General features: G+C 57.5%; 18 protein-coding genes and 1 pseudogene. 12 read left to right on the top strand and 7 right to left on the bottom strand.

Going from position 1 to position 16,817, the window contains the following annotated elements:
• Nucleotides 1-94 precede the first annotated feature (94 nt).
• From AC07VG_RS22330 to ddlA, 4 genes are all read left to right on the top strand, one after another.
• Nucleotides 95-1,699, top strand: a complete 1,605-nt coding sequence (locus tag AC07VG_RS22330; RefSeq protein ID WP_495001219.1) for a sensor domain-containing diguanylate cyclase — start codon at nt 95-97, stop codon at nt 1,697-1,699.
• Between the two features lie 74 nt (nt 1,700-1,773).
• Nucleotides 1,774-2,643 (top strand): Dyp-type peroxidase, encoded by an 870-nt coding sequence (locus AC07VG_RS22325; protein WP_495021886.1) that lies wholly within the window; start codon nt 1,774-1,776, stop codon nt 2,641-2,643.
• Nucleotides 2,644-2,934: 291 nt separating this feature from the next.
• Complete coding sequence (locus AC07VG_RS22320) at nt 2,935-3,387, top strand: carboxypeptidase regulatory-like domain-containing protein (protein WP_495001217.1); 453 nt, start codon at nt 2,935-2,937, stop codon at nt 3,385-3,387.
• Nucleotides 3,388-3,612: 225 nt separating this feature from the next.
• Nucleotides 3,613-4,707, top strand: a complete 1,095-nt coding sequence (gene ddlA / locus AC07VG_RS22315) for a D-alanine--D-alanine ligase (RefSeq protein ID WP_495001216.1) — start codon at nt 3,613-3,615, stop codon at nt 4,705-4,707.
• A gap of 59 nt (nt 4,708-4,766) precedes the next feature.
• On the opposite strand, the gene AC07VG_RS22310 is transcribed toward ddlA, so the two are convergent.
• The 3 genes from AC07VG_RS22310 to AC07VG_RS22300 form a co-directional block, all read right to left on the bottom strand.
• Complete coding sequence (locus AC07VG_RS22310; RefSeq protein ID WP_495001215.1) at nt 4,767-5,726, bottom strand: cation diffusion facilitator family transporter; 960 nt, start codon at nt 5,724-5,726, stop codon at nt 4,767-4,769.
• Nucleotides 5,727-6,102: 376 nt separating this feature from the next.
• Entirely contained in the window at nt 6,103-6,774 is a 672-nt protein-coding gene (locus tag AC07VG_RS22305) for an ATPase (RefSeq protein ID WP_495001214.1), read from the bottom strand.
• A 183-nt stretch (nt 6,775-6,957) separates the two neighbouring features.
• On the bottom strand, nt 6,958-7,248 hold the full coding sequence (locus AC07VG_RS22300) for a tautomerase family protein (protein ID WP_495021885.1): 291 nt from the start codon (nt 7,246-7,248) through the stop codon (nt 6,958-6,960).
• Between the two features lie 11 nt (nt 7,249-7,259).
• Between AC07VG_RS22300 and AC07VG_RS22295 the strand changes: the two genes are divergently transcribed.
• Entirely contained in the window at nt 7,260-7,691 is a 432-nt protein-coding gene (locus AC07VG_RS22295; RefSeq protein WP_495021884.1) for a nuclear transport factor 2 family protein, read from the top strand.
• A gap of 280 nt (nt 7,692-7,971) precedes the next feature.
• Nucleotides 7,972-8,379 carry a PBECR2 nuclease fold domain-containing protein gene (locus tag AC07VG_RS22290; RefSeq protein WP_495021883.1) on the top strand — a complete coding sequence of 136 codons (408 nt, stop codon included), beginning with the start codon at nt 7,972-7,974 and terminating at the stop codon, nt 8,377-8,379.
• Between the two features lie 353 nt (nt 8,380-8,732).
• Here the strand turns inward: AC07VG_RS22290 and AC07VG_RS22285 are convergent, their stop codons facing one another.
• A complete protein-coding gene (locus AC07VG_RS22285) occupies nt 8,733-8,936 on the bottom strand; it encodes a hypothetical protein (RefSeq protein ID WP_495001210.1) in 204 nt (67 codons plus the stop codon).
• 44 nt (nt 8,937-8,980) lie between these two features.
• Nucleotides 8,981-9,916: a LysR family transcriptional regulator gene (locus AC07VG_RS22280; protein WP_495021882.1), complete on the bottom strand. Its 936-nt coding sequence runs from the start codon at nt 9,914-9,916 to the stop codon at nt 8,981-8,983.
• A gap of 153 nt (nt 9,917-10,069) precedes the next feature.
• Between AC07VG_RS22280 and lysA the strand changes: the two genes are divergently transcribed.
• A complete protein-coding gene (gene lysA / locus AC07VG_RS22275; RefSeq protein WP_495001208.1) occupies nt 10,070-11,308 on the top strand; it encodes a diaminopimelate decarboxylase in 1,239 nt (412 codons plus the stop codon).
• A 27-nt stretch (nt 11,309-11,335) separates the two neighbouring features.
• On the opposite strand, the gene AC07VG_RS22270 is transcribed toward lysA, so the two are convergent.
• Nucleotides 11,336-12,769 (bottom strand): acyltransferase family protein, encoded by a 1,434-nt coding sequence (locus AC07VG_RS22270; protein WP_495021881.1) that lies wholly within the window; start codon nt 12,767-12,769, stop codon nt 11,336-11,338.
• A 375-nt stretch (nt 12,770-13,144) separates the two neighbouring features.
• On the opposite strand from AC07VG_RS22270, the gene AC07VG_RS22265 reads away from it, so the two are divergent.
• The 4 genes from AC07VG_RS22265 (at nt 13,145) to AC07VG_RS22250 (ending at nt 15,305) form a co-directional block, all read left to right on the top strand.
• Nucleotides 13,145-13,411: a ParD-like family protein gene (locus tag AC07VG_RS22265; RefSeq protein WP_248794918.1), complete on the top strand. Its 267-nt coding sequence runs from the start codon at nt 13,145-13,147 to the stop codon at nt 13,409-13,411.
• Nucleotides 13,408-14,199 carry a type I methionyl aminopeptidase gene (gene map, locus AC07VG_RS22260; protein WP_495001206.1) on the top strand — a complete coding sequence of 264 codons (792 nt, stop codon included), beginning with the start codon at nt 13,408-13,410 and terminating at the stop codon, nt 14,197-14,199. The genes AC07VG_RS22265 and map overlap by 4 nt, the downstream gene beginning before the upstream one ends.
• A gap of 284 nt (nt 14,200-14,483) precedes the next feature.
• A complete protein-coding gene (locus tag AC07VG_RS22255; RefSeq protein WP_495001205.1) occupies nt 14,484-14,822 on the top strand; it encodes a hypothetical protein in 339 nt (112 codons plus the stop codon).
• A 357-nt stretch (nt 14,823-15,179) separates the two neighbouring features.
• Nucleotides 15,180-15,305 (top strand): hypothetical protein, encoded by a 126-nt coding sequence (locus tag AC07VG_RS22250; RefSeq protein WP_495001204.1) that lies wholly within the window; start codon nt 15,180-15,182, stop codon nt 15,303-15,305.
• Between the two features lies 1 nt (nt 15,306).
• Here AC07VG_RS22250 and AC07VG_RS22245 read toward each other — a convergent pair whose 3' ends face one another.
• A complete protein-coding gene (locus AC07VG_RS22245) occupies nt 15,307-16,152 on the bottom strand; it encodes a LysR family transcriptional regulator (protein WP_495021880.1) in 846 nt (281 codons plus the stop codon).
• A gap of 438 nt (nt 16,153-16,590) precedes the next feature.
• Here AC07VG_RS22245 and AC07VG_RS22240 point away from each other — a divergent pair.
• A pseudogene (locus AC07VG_RS22240) lies at nt 16,591-16,779 on the top strand (helix-turn-helix domain-containing protein); the annotation flags it as partial.
• Between the last annotated feature and the right edge of the window lie 38 nt (nt 16,780-16,817).

The raw sequence follows: 16,817 nt of genomic DNA, 5'->3' as shown, positions 1-16,817 counted from the left end.
TCTGCGGCGGCGTTCGCGTAGGGTTGGGGAAAATAGCGAAAAGTGCAATGTCGTCGGTTACACTCCCGTAATGTCAAAAAAACATCATGCAGTTTTGACCTTTGCCCGAATCTACAACAGCGTGTTGACCCGACTGCTGGTGTTGGCGCTGTGCATTGTTATTTCTGGCGCTGTCATACGCTATTACGTGCTGACCAACTTTCTGCGCGAGGATTTGAGCGCCGTCGTGGAAGGCCAGCAGTTGGCGTTGGCGAGTTATGTCGCGCACGATGTCGACACCAAGATTATTCGCTCTCGGCTATTGGTCGAGCGCCTCGCGGACAGCGTGCCCCTTGAGCTACTGGCACAGCCTGAACAACTGCAAGCCTGGCTGAAAGAGCGCTCCCCCTACCAGGCCTTGTTCTCGACCGATACCTTCATCGTCAACGCCATGGGCAAACGGGTGGCGGGTTATCCCGACGAGGACGCGGCCGACACGGACTATGCCGATCGTGATTATATTCAGGCGGGATTGGCCGGTAAGTCGCTGATCGGACGGCCAGTGGTGAGTCAGGCAGACGCCCAGCTTATGCTACCGGTAGCCGCCCCCATCAGAGATGGCGCGGGTAAGGTGCGGGCGGTACTGGTTGGCATGACGGCACTCGCCGCTCCCGGGTTCCTTGATTCATTGCTGCAAAGTCGCGGGCGAATGGCAACCGGGGCGTTCCAACTGGTTTTTCCGGAAAGTCACCTGCAGGTCGGCTCCTCCCGGCTTGGGATGGCCTTCAAACCGACAGCGCCTGAGGGGCTCAATGTGCTGCAGGACCGGGCCATGGAGGGGTTTCGCGGTGCCGGGATTACCCTCAACGCCGAGGGCCAGGAGGAGGTCCGCGCCATGGCCTCCGTGCCCAGTACGGGCTGGTTTATCGTGGCCAGTTTGCCGAGCCGCGAGGCGTTTGCAACCGTTGAGCGGACCCAGAGTTTCCTGATCAAGGGGGCTATCTCCTCGATTTTTCTGTTCGGCACTATCTGCTCCATCGTGCTGTACTTTGTCTTTCGTCCGTTGTTCCAGGCCGCCGCGCAGGCAGACTGCATGACCCGTGACGAACTGCCGCATGCACCCTTGCCGGTGGTTCGTCACGATGAAGTCGGTCACTTGATCTCGGCGTTCAATCGCTTGTTGCGCAAACTCAACGAGAAACAGGCGGAACTCGAAAAGATAGCTCATCACGACACGCTGACGGGCTTGCCCAACCGACATCACCTGTCTGGCCGCCTGCGTCAGGTGTTGGCCCAGGCCCAGCGCAAAGACACGCAGGTCGGCTTGTTGTTCATGGACCTCGATGGCTTCAAACGGATCAATGACACCCTTGGGCACGAGGCCGGTGACGAGGTGTTGCGTCAGGTGGCGAAGCGCTTTGGGGTTGTGGTACGGATGAGCGATACCCTGGCGCGTATCGGCGGTGATGAGTTCGTTGTCCTGCTCAGCGACCTGGGCACCGATGCAGAGGAAACCGTGATTACCGTGGCCACCAAGTGCATCGCGGCGCTGAGTACGCCGTTTCTCATTGCCGGTACGGTTTGCCAGGTGGGGGTCTCGATCGGTATCGCCCTGGGCAACGGCGAAAGCTCCGCCGATGCGCTGCTGCTGACCGCGGATCGGGTCATGTACCAAGCCAAGAAAACCGGGCGCGGTCGCTACATGACCCACAAGCTCTGAGGATGCTCCCGGCTCAGTCGCAAGCGTAGCGGGCGCAACAAAGGTAAACTCCAAGCTTTCCCAAAGGAGTTCCCATGAGTCACTACCAGCCCGGCATTCTCGCCAAGCCTGTGCCCTTGCAGGCACGCCACCTGTTCTTCGCCCTTGAATCCGCCGAAGCATTGCCGGCTGCACTGGACAATCTCACCCGGCTGGTGGACGTAAAGCACACCGTGGTCGGTTTTGGCGAGTCGCTGGTGCAGGTGCTGGGCGCTCATGTCCCGGGGCTGCGGGCCTTTCCCGTGATCACCGGGGCGGGTGTGGATAATCCGTCGACCCAGCATGCCCTGTGGTGCTGGTTGCAGGGTGAAGACCGTGGCGAGTTGTTGCACCGCAGCCGTGCGCTGGAGCAGGCGCTGGCGCCGGCCTTGAGGTTGGTGCAAATGACCGAGGCGTTCCGGCACAAGAGCGGTCATGACCTGACCGGTTATGAAGACGGCACCGAAAACCCGCAGGACGAGGCCGCCGTCGAGGCCGGGATCGCCGCGGACGGCGGCAGTTTTGCCGCGATCCAGCAGTGGCAGCATGACCTGGACGGTTTCGCCGCGCTGCCAGCCCATGAGCAGGACAACATCATCGGGCGGCGCAAGAGCGACAATGAGGAGCTGGACGCCGCGCCGGAGTCCGCCCACGTCAAACGTACCGCCCAGGAGCGCTTTGCCCCGGAGGCCTTCGTGGTGCGTCGCTCGATGCCCTGGTCGAACGAGCAGGGCGCCGGCCTGATGTTCCTGGCGTTCGGCCATTCCTTCGCGGCCTTCGAGGCGCAATTGCGGCGTATGAGTGGCTTGGACGATGGCATCGTCGACGCTTTGTATCGCTTCAGTCGGCCGATTACCGGCGGCTACTACTGGTGCCCGCCGTTGAGCGAAGGACGTTTGGACCTGAGCGTGCTGGGCGCCGCTTGAGTCCAGGCTTGGCCTGACCCCACGCCCGATGTCGCGCATCGGGCGTTTTCACCCCTCTCTCTGGAAACTGGTCGTCCTATCCGGGCCCGGCCTGGTTTGAAATTGATCTAAGCGGGCTGTCGGTTGGCACTAAACTTAAGGTGCAGTCGCTGCGAAATGAAGTTAACCCCCCCGCTCATCCACGCAGCTTGCTCGCCATCCAGAGACCCGCACCCGACTGTCGAATGAAATCGGGCGACAGCCCGCAGAAGGATGAGACTCGGGCTCCACCGGAGCCAGGGAGTGTTCATCATGATCTCCATTCGTGCTCTTTTGCTCTGTACCTTGCCTGGCCTTGTGCTGTTGGGCGTGTCGCCGACGGTTCGGGCTGTGGGTGACAGTGAACCGATCAACCAGGAAGCGGTGCAGCTATCGCCGCAGACTCAGAACGGCGTGTCTTACCTGACCGGCGGTATCGGCGAGGATGAAAGCCAGGCATTGGCTCATACCCACGGTTACAACCTGCATATTGTTTCGACCGTGGGGCCCAAAGGGGAATACATGCCTGGTGTGGATATCACGATCCACAAGGTCGGGGGCGCCTCGGTGCTGTCTCTGAGCCAGGTCGGGCCGATGGTGTACGTCAAGTTGCCCGCAGGCAAGTACGAGGTTGTCAGCCAATATAATGGTCATGAGGAAAGACAGAGTGTCGTCCTCAATGGCGAAGCCAGTCAGACGGTGAGTGTGCATTGGCGAAACGAATAGTGCGCGTCCTGTAGGCGCTGGCTTGCCAGCGGTGGCGCGGTGCGTACGGCATCACAATTGCCGGTGATAACCGCGTTGCCTCTTGCAGCGCAATCACTGGCAAGCCAACTGTAGTGTGGCCATCAAGAAATTCCCCATCAGGGGGATGCCAAATCCCCGCCTTGCGAATAGTCTGCGTACAGAGGGAATTCCCCTGAAACACAGATTTGGACACGAGGTCGGAAGATGGGCAAGTTGCGAGTCGGGATTATTTTCGGTGGATTGGGGGCCGAGCACGAGGTGTCGTTGCAATCGGCGCGCAATGTGGTCGATGCGCTGGATCGCGAGCGTTTCGAGCCGATCCTGATCGGCATCGACAAGCAGGGCCGCTGGCACCTCAACGACAGCTCCAACTACCTGATCAATGCCGAAAACCCGGCGCTTATCGCCTTGAACCAATCCAATCGCGAACTGGCCGTGGTCCCCGGCAAGTCCAGTCAGCAGTTGGTGGACACCAGCAGCCAGGCGCTGCTGGAGCAGGTCGATGTGATCTTCCCTATCGTCCACGGCACCCTCGGCGAAGACGGTTGCCTGCAAGGCTTGTTGCGCATGACCGAGCTGCCCTTTGTCGGCTCCGATGTGCTGGGCTCGGCGGTGTGCATGGACAAGGACGTGAGCAAGCGTCTGTTGCGCGATGCCGGGCTGGCGGTGACCCCCTTTATCACCGTGAACCGGGCCAGCGCCGCGAGGTTCGGCTTCGAGGCCGCACAGGTGAAGCTGGGCCTGCCACTGTTCATCAAACCGGCGAACCAGGGCTCTTCGGTGGGTGTGAGCAAGGTCGAGACGGCCGAGGAGTACCAGGCCGCGCTGGCCCTGGCGCTGGGCTTCGACGAAAAGGTCCTGATTGAATCGGCGGTCAGCGGGCGGGAGATCGAATGCGCGATCCTCGGCAACGACCAGCCGATGGCCAGCGGTTGCGGCGAGATCGTCGTGCGCAGCGGCTTCTATTCCTACGACAGCAAATACATTGACGAGCAGGCTGCCGAAGTCGTGGTGCCGGCGGCGCTCAGCGAACAGGACAGCGAGCGCATTCGCGCGCAGGCCATTGAGGCCTTCCAGGTGTTGGGTTGCTCCGGATTGGCGCGGGTCGATGTGTTTCTTACCGCGGACGGTGAAGTGTTGATCAACGAGGTCAACTCACTGCCCGGTTTTACCCGCATCAGCATGTACCCCAAGCTCTGGCAGGCGGCGGGAATGAGTTACAGCGAACTGGTCAGCCGTCTGATCGAACTGGCGCTGGAGCGGCATGCGATGCGCAAGAATCTGAAGAACAGTCGTTAAAAGGCCCGAAGCCGCTTCGCGCGCTTCAGGCCTGGTAAACGCTTGGAAGAACCTGGGTTTCAGGCTCCGGATCGGGACGGGTCGAGATGATCCAGGTCCGGTCGATGCCAGGGGTCAATGTGCGTCATCAGGTTCAGGACCCGATGGCGCAGCATGACATTTTCCCGCGCGGCCACGGCAATCGCATGCCCCTCCTCAACGGAAATCGAAGCTTCCACTTCGATATGCGCATCGACCGCGAGCATATCGCCCATTTTGCGCGTGCGTACATCGTGCACGCCCTTGATGCCAGGGGTTTCCAGGAGCGTGGTGCGAATGGAGGCCACCTCTTCTTCATCAGCGGCGCTGTCCATCAGGTCATTCAAGGCGTTCCAACCGAACGACCAGCCCATCCTGGCAATCATGCCACCGACCACCAGCGCGGCAATCGGGTCGAGAATCGGATAGCCCGCCAGGTTGCCGACAATACCGATACCGACCACCAGCGACGAGGCCGCATCCGAGCGTGCATGCCAGGCGTTGGCAATCAACAGGCTCGATTTCACCTTCTTCGCCACTCCGAGCATGTAGCGAAACAGCAGTTCCTTGGTCAGCAACGCGGCGCCCGCCACCCACAAGGCCGTCATATGGACCGTCTGGATGGACTCCGGGGTTTGCAGCTTGAGCACGGCCGAACCGACCATGCCGATGCCCACGGCCAGCAGCAGCAGGCCGAGGATCATCGAGGCGGCGGTTTCAAAGCGCAGGTGCCCATAGGGATGGCCATCGTCGGCGTCCTGCTTGCTCTTATGGCTGGCGAACAACACCACAAAGTCGGCAATCAAGTCCGACAGAGAGTGGATACCGTCGGCAATCAGGCCCTGGGACTTCGACAGGATACCCACGACGATCTGCGTGCAGGACAGCGCCAGATTGACGCCCACGCTCGCCCAGGTACAACGGGAAGCCGCTGTCGCTCGTTCGGCGGGAGTGCAGTATTGGTCCTCAGCGTCTTCGGAGAACTTTTCATCATTCATCATGTGCTTTTCCATTATTCGCAAATGACTATCCGCTCGCGGCACTCAAGGCGTTCCGGCTAATTAAGTGGCAGCTTTGATGTGATCGACAATCATTGGCGTTCGCCTTGAAACAGGCATGAACAAGGGACAAAGCATACTTAAAAGTTGGGTGGGATACACAGGCTATTTAAATAATCAGGGCGATTGAAAAATTGTTTCGTATACCGATCGCCTATGTTCTCAAATGCGAATCTTAATGTTTCGTCAGCGACTGTTCGAAGGCACTCGCACTCACGCCAATAGCCTTATATCCGGTTATCGGCGGAGGAGGGATATTGATTGGCGGGCGAGTCGAAAAGAGCCGGGGGAGCGTGGCTCCCCCTGGCGATGGGTGGTATCAGTTGGTGGCGACCCGGTCGGTTTCACCCGAGCTGACCAGCGCTTTGAGCGAGGTATCGAACTGCTTCAGGGCGTTGACCTGCAACTCGCGTTGTTGGTTGATTTGCGCGGCAATCTCCGGCGCGGCCTTGCCATGGACCCAGATCGAAGGCAGCTCCTTGCCACCGACGCCTTCAGCCTTGCCGATGTATTGCAGGTTCGAATCGTAGAAGGTGGCGACGAAACGTGCTTCGAACTGGTTGTTGCGTTTGGTCACCAGGCGGCTGTAGGTGTCGAGCATCACCACCACGTCAGGACGGGCCTTTACCAATGCATCAAGGTTGTCATAGACGGTCACCGAGGTGAACTGTTTCTGCAGTGAGCCCATCAGCCAGTCGATGGCCAGCTTCGGATCGGAGCTGTTGACGAAGGCGTCGCTGATGCGCGGGTCCAGCGCGGCGTTCTTCGCGCCGCTCAGCGCAACGCTGTGGTAGCGCTCAAGGTACTGGAGCGTGCTGACAGTGTTTTCGCTGTAGAGCACTCCCACTGACTGGGCATGTTTCAGGCTGGCGGCGCTATCGGCCACCGGCAGGAAATGGCAGGACTGATCGTCGGCCGCGTAGGTGGGGGTGGTGGCGAGGAAACCGCCGGTCAATACGGCGACAAGAGCCAGCAAGGTAGAAATTCTCATCGCGCGTTTTCCTTCTGAAGTCGGTTCGGCATAACGCTATCCTCCTCCTTTGACAGAAAAACTGAACTTGCATTCCTTGATGGTTACTATCAATTGAACGAATGATAGGCGGCCGTGCCTTGAAGTGTAGCCGTCAATGGGGCGCCGCATTGAGTGCGCCACCCCAATATTTAAAATGTCATCTCATTCGGTTGGCGCGTACTGCATCTCACTGTTGCCGAACGACCCGTCCTGGTGTTTTACATCGACCAGGCTGATCCACACATCCTCTTTGCGCAGTCCGGTCCTGGTGTGAATCCCCTCGGCGGTTGCCTTGTAGAACGCTTTCTTGACCTCAACCGTTCGGCCCCCATCCAGGTCGCCTGGATAAACAAGCACTTTGTCCGTGGGGCCGCTCGGCAAAAGGCTGTTGTGTTGTACGATGACTGACGATATGGTCGGCAGCGAGAGCCGCTCATGTACCCATAACAACAAGGAAATGCCCGATGAAAAGAATCAAATTGCTTATTGGTTTCCTCTGCCTCTTCAGTGGCTACGTAGCCGCGGCCCCTTCGGCGGGAGAGAAGGAGGTTGCCGCCGCGGTGGACCATCTGACCCAGGCGATGTTGAGCAGGAACATTCCTGAGTTGAAAGCCCTGACCTCCGAGAACCTGACCTACGGTCATTCCAGCGGGAAGGTGCAGGGCAAGAAAGACTTTATCGGCGATATCGAAACAGGGAAAAGCGCCTTCAAGACGCTGGAGATGCAGAACCAGACCATTACCCTGTCAGGTGACGTGGCGTTTGTCCGTCATCATTTTTCGGGACAGGCGATCAAGGGCAGCGAACTGGTGCCTACCGAGATCGAAAACTTCCAGGTCTGGCAGAAACAGCACGGCAAATGGCTGTTGGTGGGGCGGCAGGCCTTTCATCTTTGATCTTTGTGTAACAGAGGGGAGAGCTCAGACCGATATGGTCTGAGCCACAGGTATTATTTGATTTTTCATTTCGAATTTTTATCGGTACTTGAAGTTGTCTTTTTGAAAATTTGCACCGTCTGTCAATACAGGGCTGTTTGATATTGCATGTAGGGATTATCCTCTTTATTTGTGTGAATGGTGATGCCAAGAGGTTTTGGCGATTAAATGATAAGGGGGGCGAAAAATCAGTGTGAAGTTGGTGTTAGTCTAGGTGCCCCGCAATCGTTGAATACATTTAATGACTACAGATGTGCGCCTACAGACCAGGGAAGAGCCTGGTCAGCTCAAGTGGTTTGATTTCGATTTGCCCGATCTTCGAAAACTCACCAGAGAGCTGCGATCTGCTGCGCTTGAGGAGGTTACGCGTGCCGACAATTTTGAAGGGGCGCTAGCTATTCTTTACGAACACTTCGGTTTCACTGACATTTCAATTGCCGTCGTCAGTTTTGAAACACCTGTGGGTATCGTGTGGGTGCCACGTAATAGCTTGGATCATATTGTTGAGAAACGTGCAGATTCGCGAGAGCGCTATGTCAGGCATGCTCTGGATACCCTGACAGGCCCTTTTGAGGTATGGCGCATTGCATATACCCATGGGGGGCATCGACTGCATTTATCAATGCCGATGAAGCCAAAAACGATATGATCGTAGTGGTAGATATTCAGCGAGGGCACGTTCTCTGGAGTTTCTTTCATGCTCCCTCAAGGTCGATGAATAAGCATCGCCAGGGCGAGTTGCTGTATCGGCGTTATGAGTTGAAGGGCAAAGAAAAAGGGCAGCTTTGATAAGCTGCCCTTTGGGAATTGAATCCTGATATTAGCATCCTCAGGAAATGGGATGAGAGGTCTCACCTTACGCCGATTTTGCAGTATCGCCGAGGTACCTACGTCGCCTGTTGCCCTGCAAGGCAGTCGATTTCGCGCTCTGTTGACAAGAGTATTCACCGTTGAGGCTATCGTCAAGCGCGAATAGTTTGCAAATCATGAGGGGGCAGGAGGCTACATGACAAACTGCTTCAGGGCCGCCATCATGGCAATTGTCAAGGCCGCAAGTCCCACGGCACTCGTCCATTGGGCTTCTGGCGTTTCGGCGAACCATGAACCCTTGGCTGGGTATTTACCTCGGGTGATCAGTTTCACGATGGGCCAGCCAACGGGAAAGCAAATGGCGTGAAAAATCACTTCGGCCAATACATCGAGCAATTTCGTACGTCCTTGTAGCGGGTAAGAGAATCAATGCCTGGAGTCTACAAGTTCACACTCGATTGAGCACGGATCGCCGCCAATCGAGCTTCAACCGCCGAAGCCAGTTCCCGCAACGCCTCCTCAAACAGGCTGACCAACCTGGAAGCTGGGCGGTGCAAAGGTTTGATCAGGCTGACAGTAAAGGGAATCGAAACGCTGAACGGGCGGATCTCCAGGCCTTGCCCGACGAAATCCAGTGCCGTCAGCGGGTTGACGATGGCCAGGCCGACGCGCTCGCGAACCATGGCGCAGACCGAAGCGGCGCTATGGGTTTCCAGCACCATGTGCCGCTCGACCTGGGCTTGGCGGAAAATCTCGTCGATCTGCTGCCTGTAGCTATCGAGGCTGGACAGGCTGATGAAGGGTTTCGAGACGAAGTCCTCAGGTGCCAGTACCGGCTTCTCCAGAAGCGGATGACCCGTCGGCAAGACACAGACTTCATCCACCGTCATCAAGGGCGACAGCTCTGTCCCCGGCGGCGCGTTCGCCACTTCGGTCAGCCCCAGGTCGAAGCGTTGAGCCGACAGCCACTCCTCCAGCAACGGCGATTCCTGTGGCGTGATACTCATGCTCGCTTTGGGGAACTGCGTAACGAAACGCTGGCACGCCCTGGGCAATAAGGATTGCGAGAACACCGGCAGGCAGGCAATGGACAACGGGCCCTGCTCGAACTCCCGCAATGACGCCGCTGTGTTGAGAATCCGCCCCAAGCCGAAGTAGGCCCGTTGCACCTCCTCGAATAGCGAGAGGGCTTGGGCCGTCGGTCGCAAGCGGCCACGCACACGATCAAACAATCTGAGTTGAGTGAGTTGTTCAAAACGCGCCAACTCGCGACTGACCGTTGGTTGAGAGGTATGCAGCATGGCCGCGGCTTCCGTCACACTGCCGGTGGTCATGACTGCCCTGAACACTTCTATATGGCGTAACGTGGCTGACATGGTCTGGGCTCGGCCTCTTTGATGCCCATATCGTAAATGAATAGCTTTACCGAATATTGATATTTTATGACTGAGCCTTCTTTCTGCATCATGCCCCCGACTGCGCGATAGCCCCTTTGCTGCGCGCGCATTGCTTACCGGAGGCCTGCTGATATGAAAACCCTCGCTGACGACCTGTTGCGGCAACTGGCCGAGCGCCATGGCACCCCCTTGTGGGTGTATGACGGTCAGTTGATTCAAGAACGCATCCGGCAGCTGGCTGCTTTCGACACGGTGCGTTTTGCCCAGAAAGCCTGTTCCAACCTCCATATCCTGCGTTCGATGCGCGAGGCCGGGGCGAAGGTGGACGCAGTTTCTCTCGGCGAGATCGAGCGCGCACTGCAGGCCGGATTCAGCACTGATCCTGTGCAAGGCGTGGCAGGTATCGTGTTCACGGCCGATGTGTTTGATCGAGCAACCTTGCAGCGAGTGGTCGAAGCACAGGTCGAGGTCAATATCGGTTCAATCGACATGCTGCATCAGCTGGGGCCGCTTTCCCCTGGTCACCGCGTATGGCTGCGGATCAATCCGGGCTTTGGCCACGGGCACAGCCGCAAGACCAATACCGGTGGCGAAAACAGCAAGCACGGGATCTGGCATGCCCAGTTGGAAGAAGCCCTGGCGCTGGTTCGGGATTACGGCCTGCGCCTGGTGGGGCTGCACATGCACATTGGTTCCGGGGTGGACTACCAGCATCTACAGCAAGTGTGCGGCAGCCTGGCCGAATTGGTGGTGGGCCTGGACCAGGATATCGAGGCCATTTCAGCAGGTGGCGGCTTATCGGTGCCCTACCGGGCCGGAGAACAGCCGGTCGATGTCGATCATTATTTTGCGCAGTGGGATCACGCCAGAAAGCGGATTGAGCGCCATCTGGGCCACGCCATTCGCCTGGAAATCGAGCCGGGACGCTTTCTGGTGGCGGAGGCCGGTGTGCTGGTATCGGAGGTGCGTGCCACCAAGCCAATGGGCGGCAATCATTTCACCCTGGTCGATGCCGGCTTCAATGACCTGATGCGCCCGTCGCTGTACGGCAGTTATCACGAAATCTCATTGCTGACCCGGCGCGATGAGCCATTGCCCATGCGGGCGACGGTTGTGGCCGGGCCTCTTTGCGAGTCCGGCGACGTCTTCACCCAGTCCGAAGGCGGGATCGTCGAGTCTCGCCTGTTACCCATTGCCGAGGTGGGCGATTACCTGGTGTTCCATACCACTGGCGCTTACGGCGCCTCGATGTCCTCCAACTACAATAGCCGTACCCAGGCGGCGGAAGTGTTGGTGACTGAGCGCGAGTCTCGCCTGATCAGGACGCGCCAGAGCTTGAGTACGCTGTTGCAGCTTGAGGAGGGCGGCTAAGAAGGACGATTTGGGCATCGGTATTATTTATAAAGGTGCGGCGACGATGTCAAGGTCCATCGGCGGTAGTTGTAACTTTCCAGCCGCGGTAAAGACCTTGACTATATGTTTTCCGGGGGTGGTCAATATGGACTGGGGGACCACAATGGTGATGCCGGACTTTCCGACAAAAGTGAGTGACTGTAATTCGGATATAGTGGCGTTCGAGAGCATGTCCGCCCGGCTGTTCAGCGCCATCCACATAACAAGAGAGCCGTCCGGTTGCAGCGGTCCTTTATCGCCTATCTGATAGACGGTAGGGCCATAAGCGGTTACGGCGAGTTTTGTCCCGCGGACAAAGTTATCAATGTCCGAAAACTGGAAATATACCAGCCCGAGGCTAATCGACAGCACTGAAGCCGGCACTGCATAACGTCCGAATTTAGCCTGTTTTTCAGGCGAAACGAGGGTCCTGAGTTTGAGTGTTGGCTGTTCAATCAACCGATACGAGGCCATGCTGGCGAGCAGAGAAACGGGCAGCCCGATAATAACCACATACCCAAAGCTCAGTTTGAAATGAAACTGAAGCAGTACGAGTATGGGAACGTGCCAGAGATAAAAGCTATACGAAATCTTGCCGAGGTTGACGAGAGGCGGGAGGCTCAATAGCTTTGCGTCGAGGGTGCCGCTCTTCAGTGTCAATCGCAGAATCAGCATAAGACTGAAAGCGGACATGATCAGGCTATGTTGGATGCTCCACGTCCAGGAACTGCAAATCCAACCGATAGCGAGCATGGGCAAGAGAGGGAGGGTTGCGATAAAACGTTCCAAGAACTGCCGGGCGAACGGTGTTCTGCTGGCAACCGCGCCGACGGCACCGATCAAGATCGCTTGAAACCGGGTATCAGCCGAATAATATATTCGGGCATACGACAGTTGCGCTTTGGCCATGTACATGGCATAGGCAACGGCCAGCGCAAGCACTAGCAAAAAAATAAAGAACGTCGTCTTTGCCGTTGTCCGTGTGGCCAATATCCAGACGATAGGAAATAAAAGGTAGAATTGCTCCTCGACGGAAAGGGACCAGGTATGTCCAAGATAGAAACTGAACCCGTCACTGAACCCTGACGTCCACGACTGCGAGTACAAGATGGACGATAATACATCTTCATATATGTTGCTGCGGCCACCAGAAACGCCACAGATGACAACGACAACAATGCACAAGACGGCCAGTGCCGGAAACAGTCTCAAAAAACGCTTGAAATAGAATATCCAGAGGAAATTTTTGCTCTCTCGAGCATTGTTAAGCACTTCGCTAATCAAGTATCCGCTGAGCACGAAAAATAGGTCGACGCCAAAGGAACCGCCGGTAAAACCCATGTTTAAATGAGTGATAAAGACAAGGGCGATAGCCAGGCCGCGCAGTCCATCGAGCGCCGGGTTGTAGGCCAGACTGTGCTGCGTAGAAGCTTTCTCCATTATTTCCGCTCAAATTCCATGATTTTTTATGGGGGCGCCTTGTACGCGATGATCGTCCGGGCTGCCTCTAAGGGGCTCCTCGAATATATCCAAATCAGCGTGTCTCCATCCGGAGGGTCGGTGACGAGATAGTTGAAACATAAGCCTGTGCCAACCCCCTCATCAGCCTGATGACATCGGCCAAAGCGCTGGCATCGGGAGGGTGGCAAGGTGCCACTGGCACGAGCTTTATACAGGGGTGGTCGGAGGCTGCCAACTACTCCATTGGAGGGGGCGTTACCGAACAGGTCGGCATAGAACTTGGCGCTGAGATTGCGATCCCAGGTCATGATCGGATAATATACGTTTCATATATAATTCATATCGAGTGGGCCCATGGGTATCGTCAAAATTTCAGAGAGCATGCATGAGAACCTGCGTGTCGCCAGCGATGCGTTGAGTCGTTCGATCAATGCCCAGGCCGAGCACTGGATGCGCATCGGCATGCTGGCGGAGTTGCATCCCAACCTGGATCACCGCGACATCAGCCGCTTGCTGGTACGTGCCGAACTGGAGGGCGGCCTCGATGTGAAACAGTTGTGCGCGCTCGCGGATCTTTCGCAAGGCGCTCGGGCTCATGCCGCGCCGGGAGCCCAGCAATGAAGAGCAACGTCAAAATCAATACGCCGGCGCAAATAGCCCAGTCCGGCACGGCGGGCAAGCTGGCCGCCGAGGTGCTGGCGATGATCGCTCCCCACGTCAAGGCGGGGGTCACCACCGACCAGTTGGATCAGCTTTGTCACGACTACATCGTCAACGTGCAGAAGGCCATTCCCGGCAATGTCGGTTATCACGGTTTTCCGAAAACCGTGTGTACCTCTGTCAACGAGGTGGTCTGCCATGGCATCCCGACGGCCAAGGCCCTGAAGGATGGCGACATCGTCAATATCGACATCGCCGTGGTCAAGGATGGCTGGTACGGCGACACCAGTCGCATGTACTTCGTCGGTGAGCCCAGCGCGCAAGCTCGCCACCTGGTCAGGACCACTTATGAAGCCATGTGCGCCGGTATTCGTGTGGTCCGCCCCGGGGTCACGCTGGGCGATATCGGTCACGCGATTCAGAGCGTTGCCGAACGGGACGGATTCAGCGTGGTGCGCGAGTACTGCGGTCATGGTATCGGCAAGATCTACCACGATGAGCCGCAGGTTCTGCATTACGGTTATCCGGGGCAGGGCATGACCCTGAAAGCCGGAATGATCTTCACCATCGAGCCCATGCTCAACGCCGGCAAACGTCATGTGAAAACCCTGGCCGATGGCTGGACGGTGATCACCAAGGATCACTCACTCTCGGCCCAGTGGGAGCATATGGTGGCCGTCACTGACAACGGCTTCGAGGTGTTGACCCCTTGGCCGGACAAGTCCGATGAGTATCCAGCGGTTGTTTAGACGCCTGAAACCGCCAACGACATCAACCCAGCTGGGCTTTCAACTCGTCAGCTGCCTGGGGTGGCGTTTCGTCGCTCGCCGCCCGGGCCGGCGATTGTGAGGGGGTTATTCATGAAACCGCTCAATACAGATGTTTAATTCAGCATCGGTTCAGGTAACGGACGGGGTACAGGCTTTACCCAATATTTACTTTGGTAGGTTGTGAATTCATCGAAAAAAACTGTCTGAGAGGTATTCCCGGAGATATTATTAAAGCCGGTTCGGTGTAAAGAAGAGGACTTATCATGATTAGTCGACTCTCAAAAATGAAAGTAGCTGTCTTGCTCATTGGCGTACTCGCCATTGCAGGGCAGGCTGAGGCCCGTGGTGGCTACGGTTATGGTTACGGTCATGGTTACGGTCACGGTGGGGGCTGGGGCTGGGGTGGTCCAGCCCTGTTGGGCGCAGTGGTCGGTGGTCTCGTAGTAGGCTCGGTCGTCGCCAACTCCCAGCCTCCGGTTTACGTGCAACAGCCGGTTTATGTCCAGCCGCAGCCGGTGTATATCCAGCAACCGCCGCCGGTCTACTACCAGGCACCGCCACCGGGCTACTACTACCAGCCACAACCGATTCCGGCGCGTTAAGTCGTTGCGAGGCATTGCTACGTAGGTCCCGCCGTATAACGACAAACCCCGCCGAGCGGGGTTTGGAGGTTTGACTGACTTCAACAGCGCTTAGGCGGTGACGCTGATGGTTTCGCCAATGCTTTGCCCGCTGCCGCTCACGGAGGGCTTGGCGGATGCGCTCGTGCTGCTTTGTGCTGCGTGACGGTGATCGTGCCTGGGGGCTGCCGTGGTGCTAGAAAACCATGCATCTGATTGGCCACCTTGATGCGCTCGCAGCAAGCGCAACGCTTATCACTGAAATAGCCCGCGACGTCTGTTTCACGCACTATTCCCCTCTCCATACTGGTGCTTCTGGAACCCACCAAGGAAGCCAATATGGAACAGTATCGAATGCGCTCGCTGATGATCATACTTGTACATCTCGCGGCATTCGTCCTCGTCAGCCTGGGCTTGCTGAGCCTGACGATGATGATGGCCTTGACCGGACGCTTGTTCTTCTAGCTCAACCGTTTGAAATGTCGGCACTCAACGTACTGATCAGCGCTTGCGCCTGGGCGTCGCGCTGTGCGGTATAGAGCACGATTTCACGCGAGGGCAGGGGCGGCAGGTCGATCCGTTGTGCCACGTCGACACAGCCGTTTGGCGCCATGCGCCCGACCATCGCGCCTATTCCAATGCCGGCCGCCACTGCTGCGCCGATGGCCAGAATCCCGCTGCCGACAAAAACCTCTTCCCAAGGGCGGTTCTGTGTTTGTAGCGCCGCCATCACCATGCTCCGCATACCGCAGGGCTCCGGTTGTATCGCCAGGGGTAAAGCTGCTCCGGGTGGCAGTTCGAAGTCTTGTGCGGCCATCCAGATGAATCGCGCTGCGCCAATCACCTCACCGTCCTGGCGTCGGTTGTCATGCCTCAGGATCAAGGCCGCATCCAGCTTGCCCTGTTCGTAGTTCTCCAGCATGTCCCGGGAAGTGCCCAGGCTGAAGGCGACGATAACCTCCGGGTCGGTGTTCGCCATGCGTCGCAGCCACAGGGTGAGATCGGCCCCGACAATGTGATGGCTGACGCCGACCCGCAGGGTGCGTTTCTGCTTGCCGAAGCAGTTCATCGCTTGCTGGTAGTTATCCAGCAAGTGCCGTGCGCTGGCCAGGAAAGTCTGCCCGTGAGCCGATAACGTGACCCGTCGCGGCGTGCGTTCCAGCAGCTTGCGACCAAGGGTTTCTTCCAGGCGCTTTATCTTCAGGCTGATAGCCGCTTGGGTGCCGCCTATAACATCAGCGGTGCGGGTGAAGCTCTTGAGTTCCGCGACCAGGACAAACGCCTGGATAGCATCGATGTCGGGCATTTTCATGGTTGCGCCTGAGGTCCTGTATCGAAGGTAGTGAAGTTACCATGACAAGTGACATGTGTGCCGAAGGCGGCTTTTGCAGCCGTATGATTTACCTCGGCCTGGCGTCTGCGAGATGTCTGGTGTGGATTTGAGAGGTGTCGGAGGGAGCGTTTTTTTACAGTCTGGGTGCCTCGAAAGTCATAGGGTGTGTTCCTGTCATCGCAGACCGTTCTAGCAGACTGGAAAACGTACAGTTCATAAACTGGCGGTCGTTTTCATCATGCCCATTCCTGTCTGCACACATCCGTGAGCGCAAGCGCCTCGTGGTTCGAACGAAGTTTCCTGGCCCCCCAAACCAAGTCGCACTGCCTTGTCTTCTGAAAGCCTCTTACTGTACGTGAGTGCGTTCTCAGGCGAGTGGTCGGTTGAGTGTTGCGTCACCGTACCTGAACGACTAAGAAGGTCAAAATGATCAGGCAGGCGACCGGGTTTTCTCAGGCGCGGTTTGCGAAAGCGATTGATGTACCGGTAGGGGCGCTACAGAACTGGGAGCAGGGGCGACGTGAGCCAGAGGGGCCGGCAAGGGCGTTGTTGCGGGCTTTGCACAATGATCCGGGGCATGTGTTGGCGGCACTTGAGCATCACTAAGGCACCAGGGGCGGCCAGGTTTACACCAGCGTCAAAAA

The organism is Pseudomonas sp. GW821-FHT03C07 (assembly GCF_059420925.1).
The sequence above is the reverse complement of the archived record's forward strand: the minus strand, read 5'-3'. Positions and strand labels throughout refer to the sequence as shown.

Excerpts from the sequence above, each read along its gene's own strand:
- AC07VG_RS22325 (WP_495021886.1), top strand. The coding sequence starts at position 1,774 with ATGAGTCACTACCAGCCCGGCATTCTCGCCAAGCCTGTGCCCTTGCAG.
- AC07VG_RS22320 (WP_495001217.1), top strand. The coding sequence starts at position 2,935 with ATGATCTCCATTCGTGCTCTTTTGCTCTGTACCTTGCCTGGCCTTGTG.
- ddlA (WP_495001216.1), top strand. The coding sequence starts at position 3,613 with ATGGGCAAGTTGCGAGTCGGGATTATTTTCGGTGGATTGGGGGCCGAG.
- AC07VG_RS22310 (WP_495001215.1), bottom strand. The coding sequence starts at position 5,726 with ATGATGAATGATGAAAAGTTCTCCGAAGACGCTGAGGACCAATACTGC.
- AC07VG_RS22305 (WP_495001214.1), bottom strand. The coding sequence starts at position 6,774 with ATGAGAATTTCTACCTTGCTGGCTCTTGTCGCCGTATTGACCGGCGGT.
- AC07VG_RS22295 (WP_495021884.1), top strand. The coding sequence starts at position 7,260 with ATGAAAAGAATCAAATTGCTTATTGGTTTCCTCTGCCTCTTCAGTGGC.
- AC07VG_RS22290 (WP_495021883.1), top strand. The coding sequence starts at position 7,972 with ATGACTACAGATGTGCGCCTACAGACCAGGGAAGAGCCTGGTCAGCTC.
- AC07VG_RS22280 (WP_495021882.1), bottom strand. The coding sequence starts at position 9,916 with ATGTCAGCCACGTTACGCCATATAGAAGTGTTCAGGGCAGTCATGACC.
- lysA (WP_495001208.1), top strand. The coding sequence starts at position 10,070 with ATGAAAACCCTCGCTGACGACCTGTTGCGGCAACTGGCCGAGCGCCAT.
- AC07VG_RS22270 (WP_495021881.1), bottom strand. The coding sequence starts at position 12,769 with ATGGAGAAAGCTTCTACGCAGCACAGTCTGGCCTACAACCCGGCGCTC.
- AC07VG_RS22265 (WP_248794918.1), top strand. The coding sequence starts at position 13,145 with ATGGGTATCGTCAAAATTTCAGAGAGCATGCATGAGAACCTGCGTGTC.
- map (WP_495001206.1), top strand. The coding sequence starts at position 13,408 with ATGAAGAGCAACGTCAAAATCAATACGCCGGCGCAAATAGCCCAGTCC.
- AC07VG_RS22255 (WP_495001205.1), top strand. The coding sequence starts at position 14,484 with ATGATTAGTCGACTCTCAAAAATGAAAGTAGCTGTCTTGCTCATTGGC.
- AC07VG_RS22250 (WP_495001204.1), top strand. The coding sequence starts at position 15,180 with ATGGAACAGTATCGAATGCGCTCGCTGATGATCATACTTGTACATCTC.
- AC07VG_RS22245 (WP_495021880.1), bottom strand. The coding sequence starts at position 16,152 with ATGAAAATGCCCGACATCGATGCTATCCAGGCGTTTGTCCTGGTCGCG.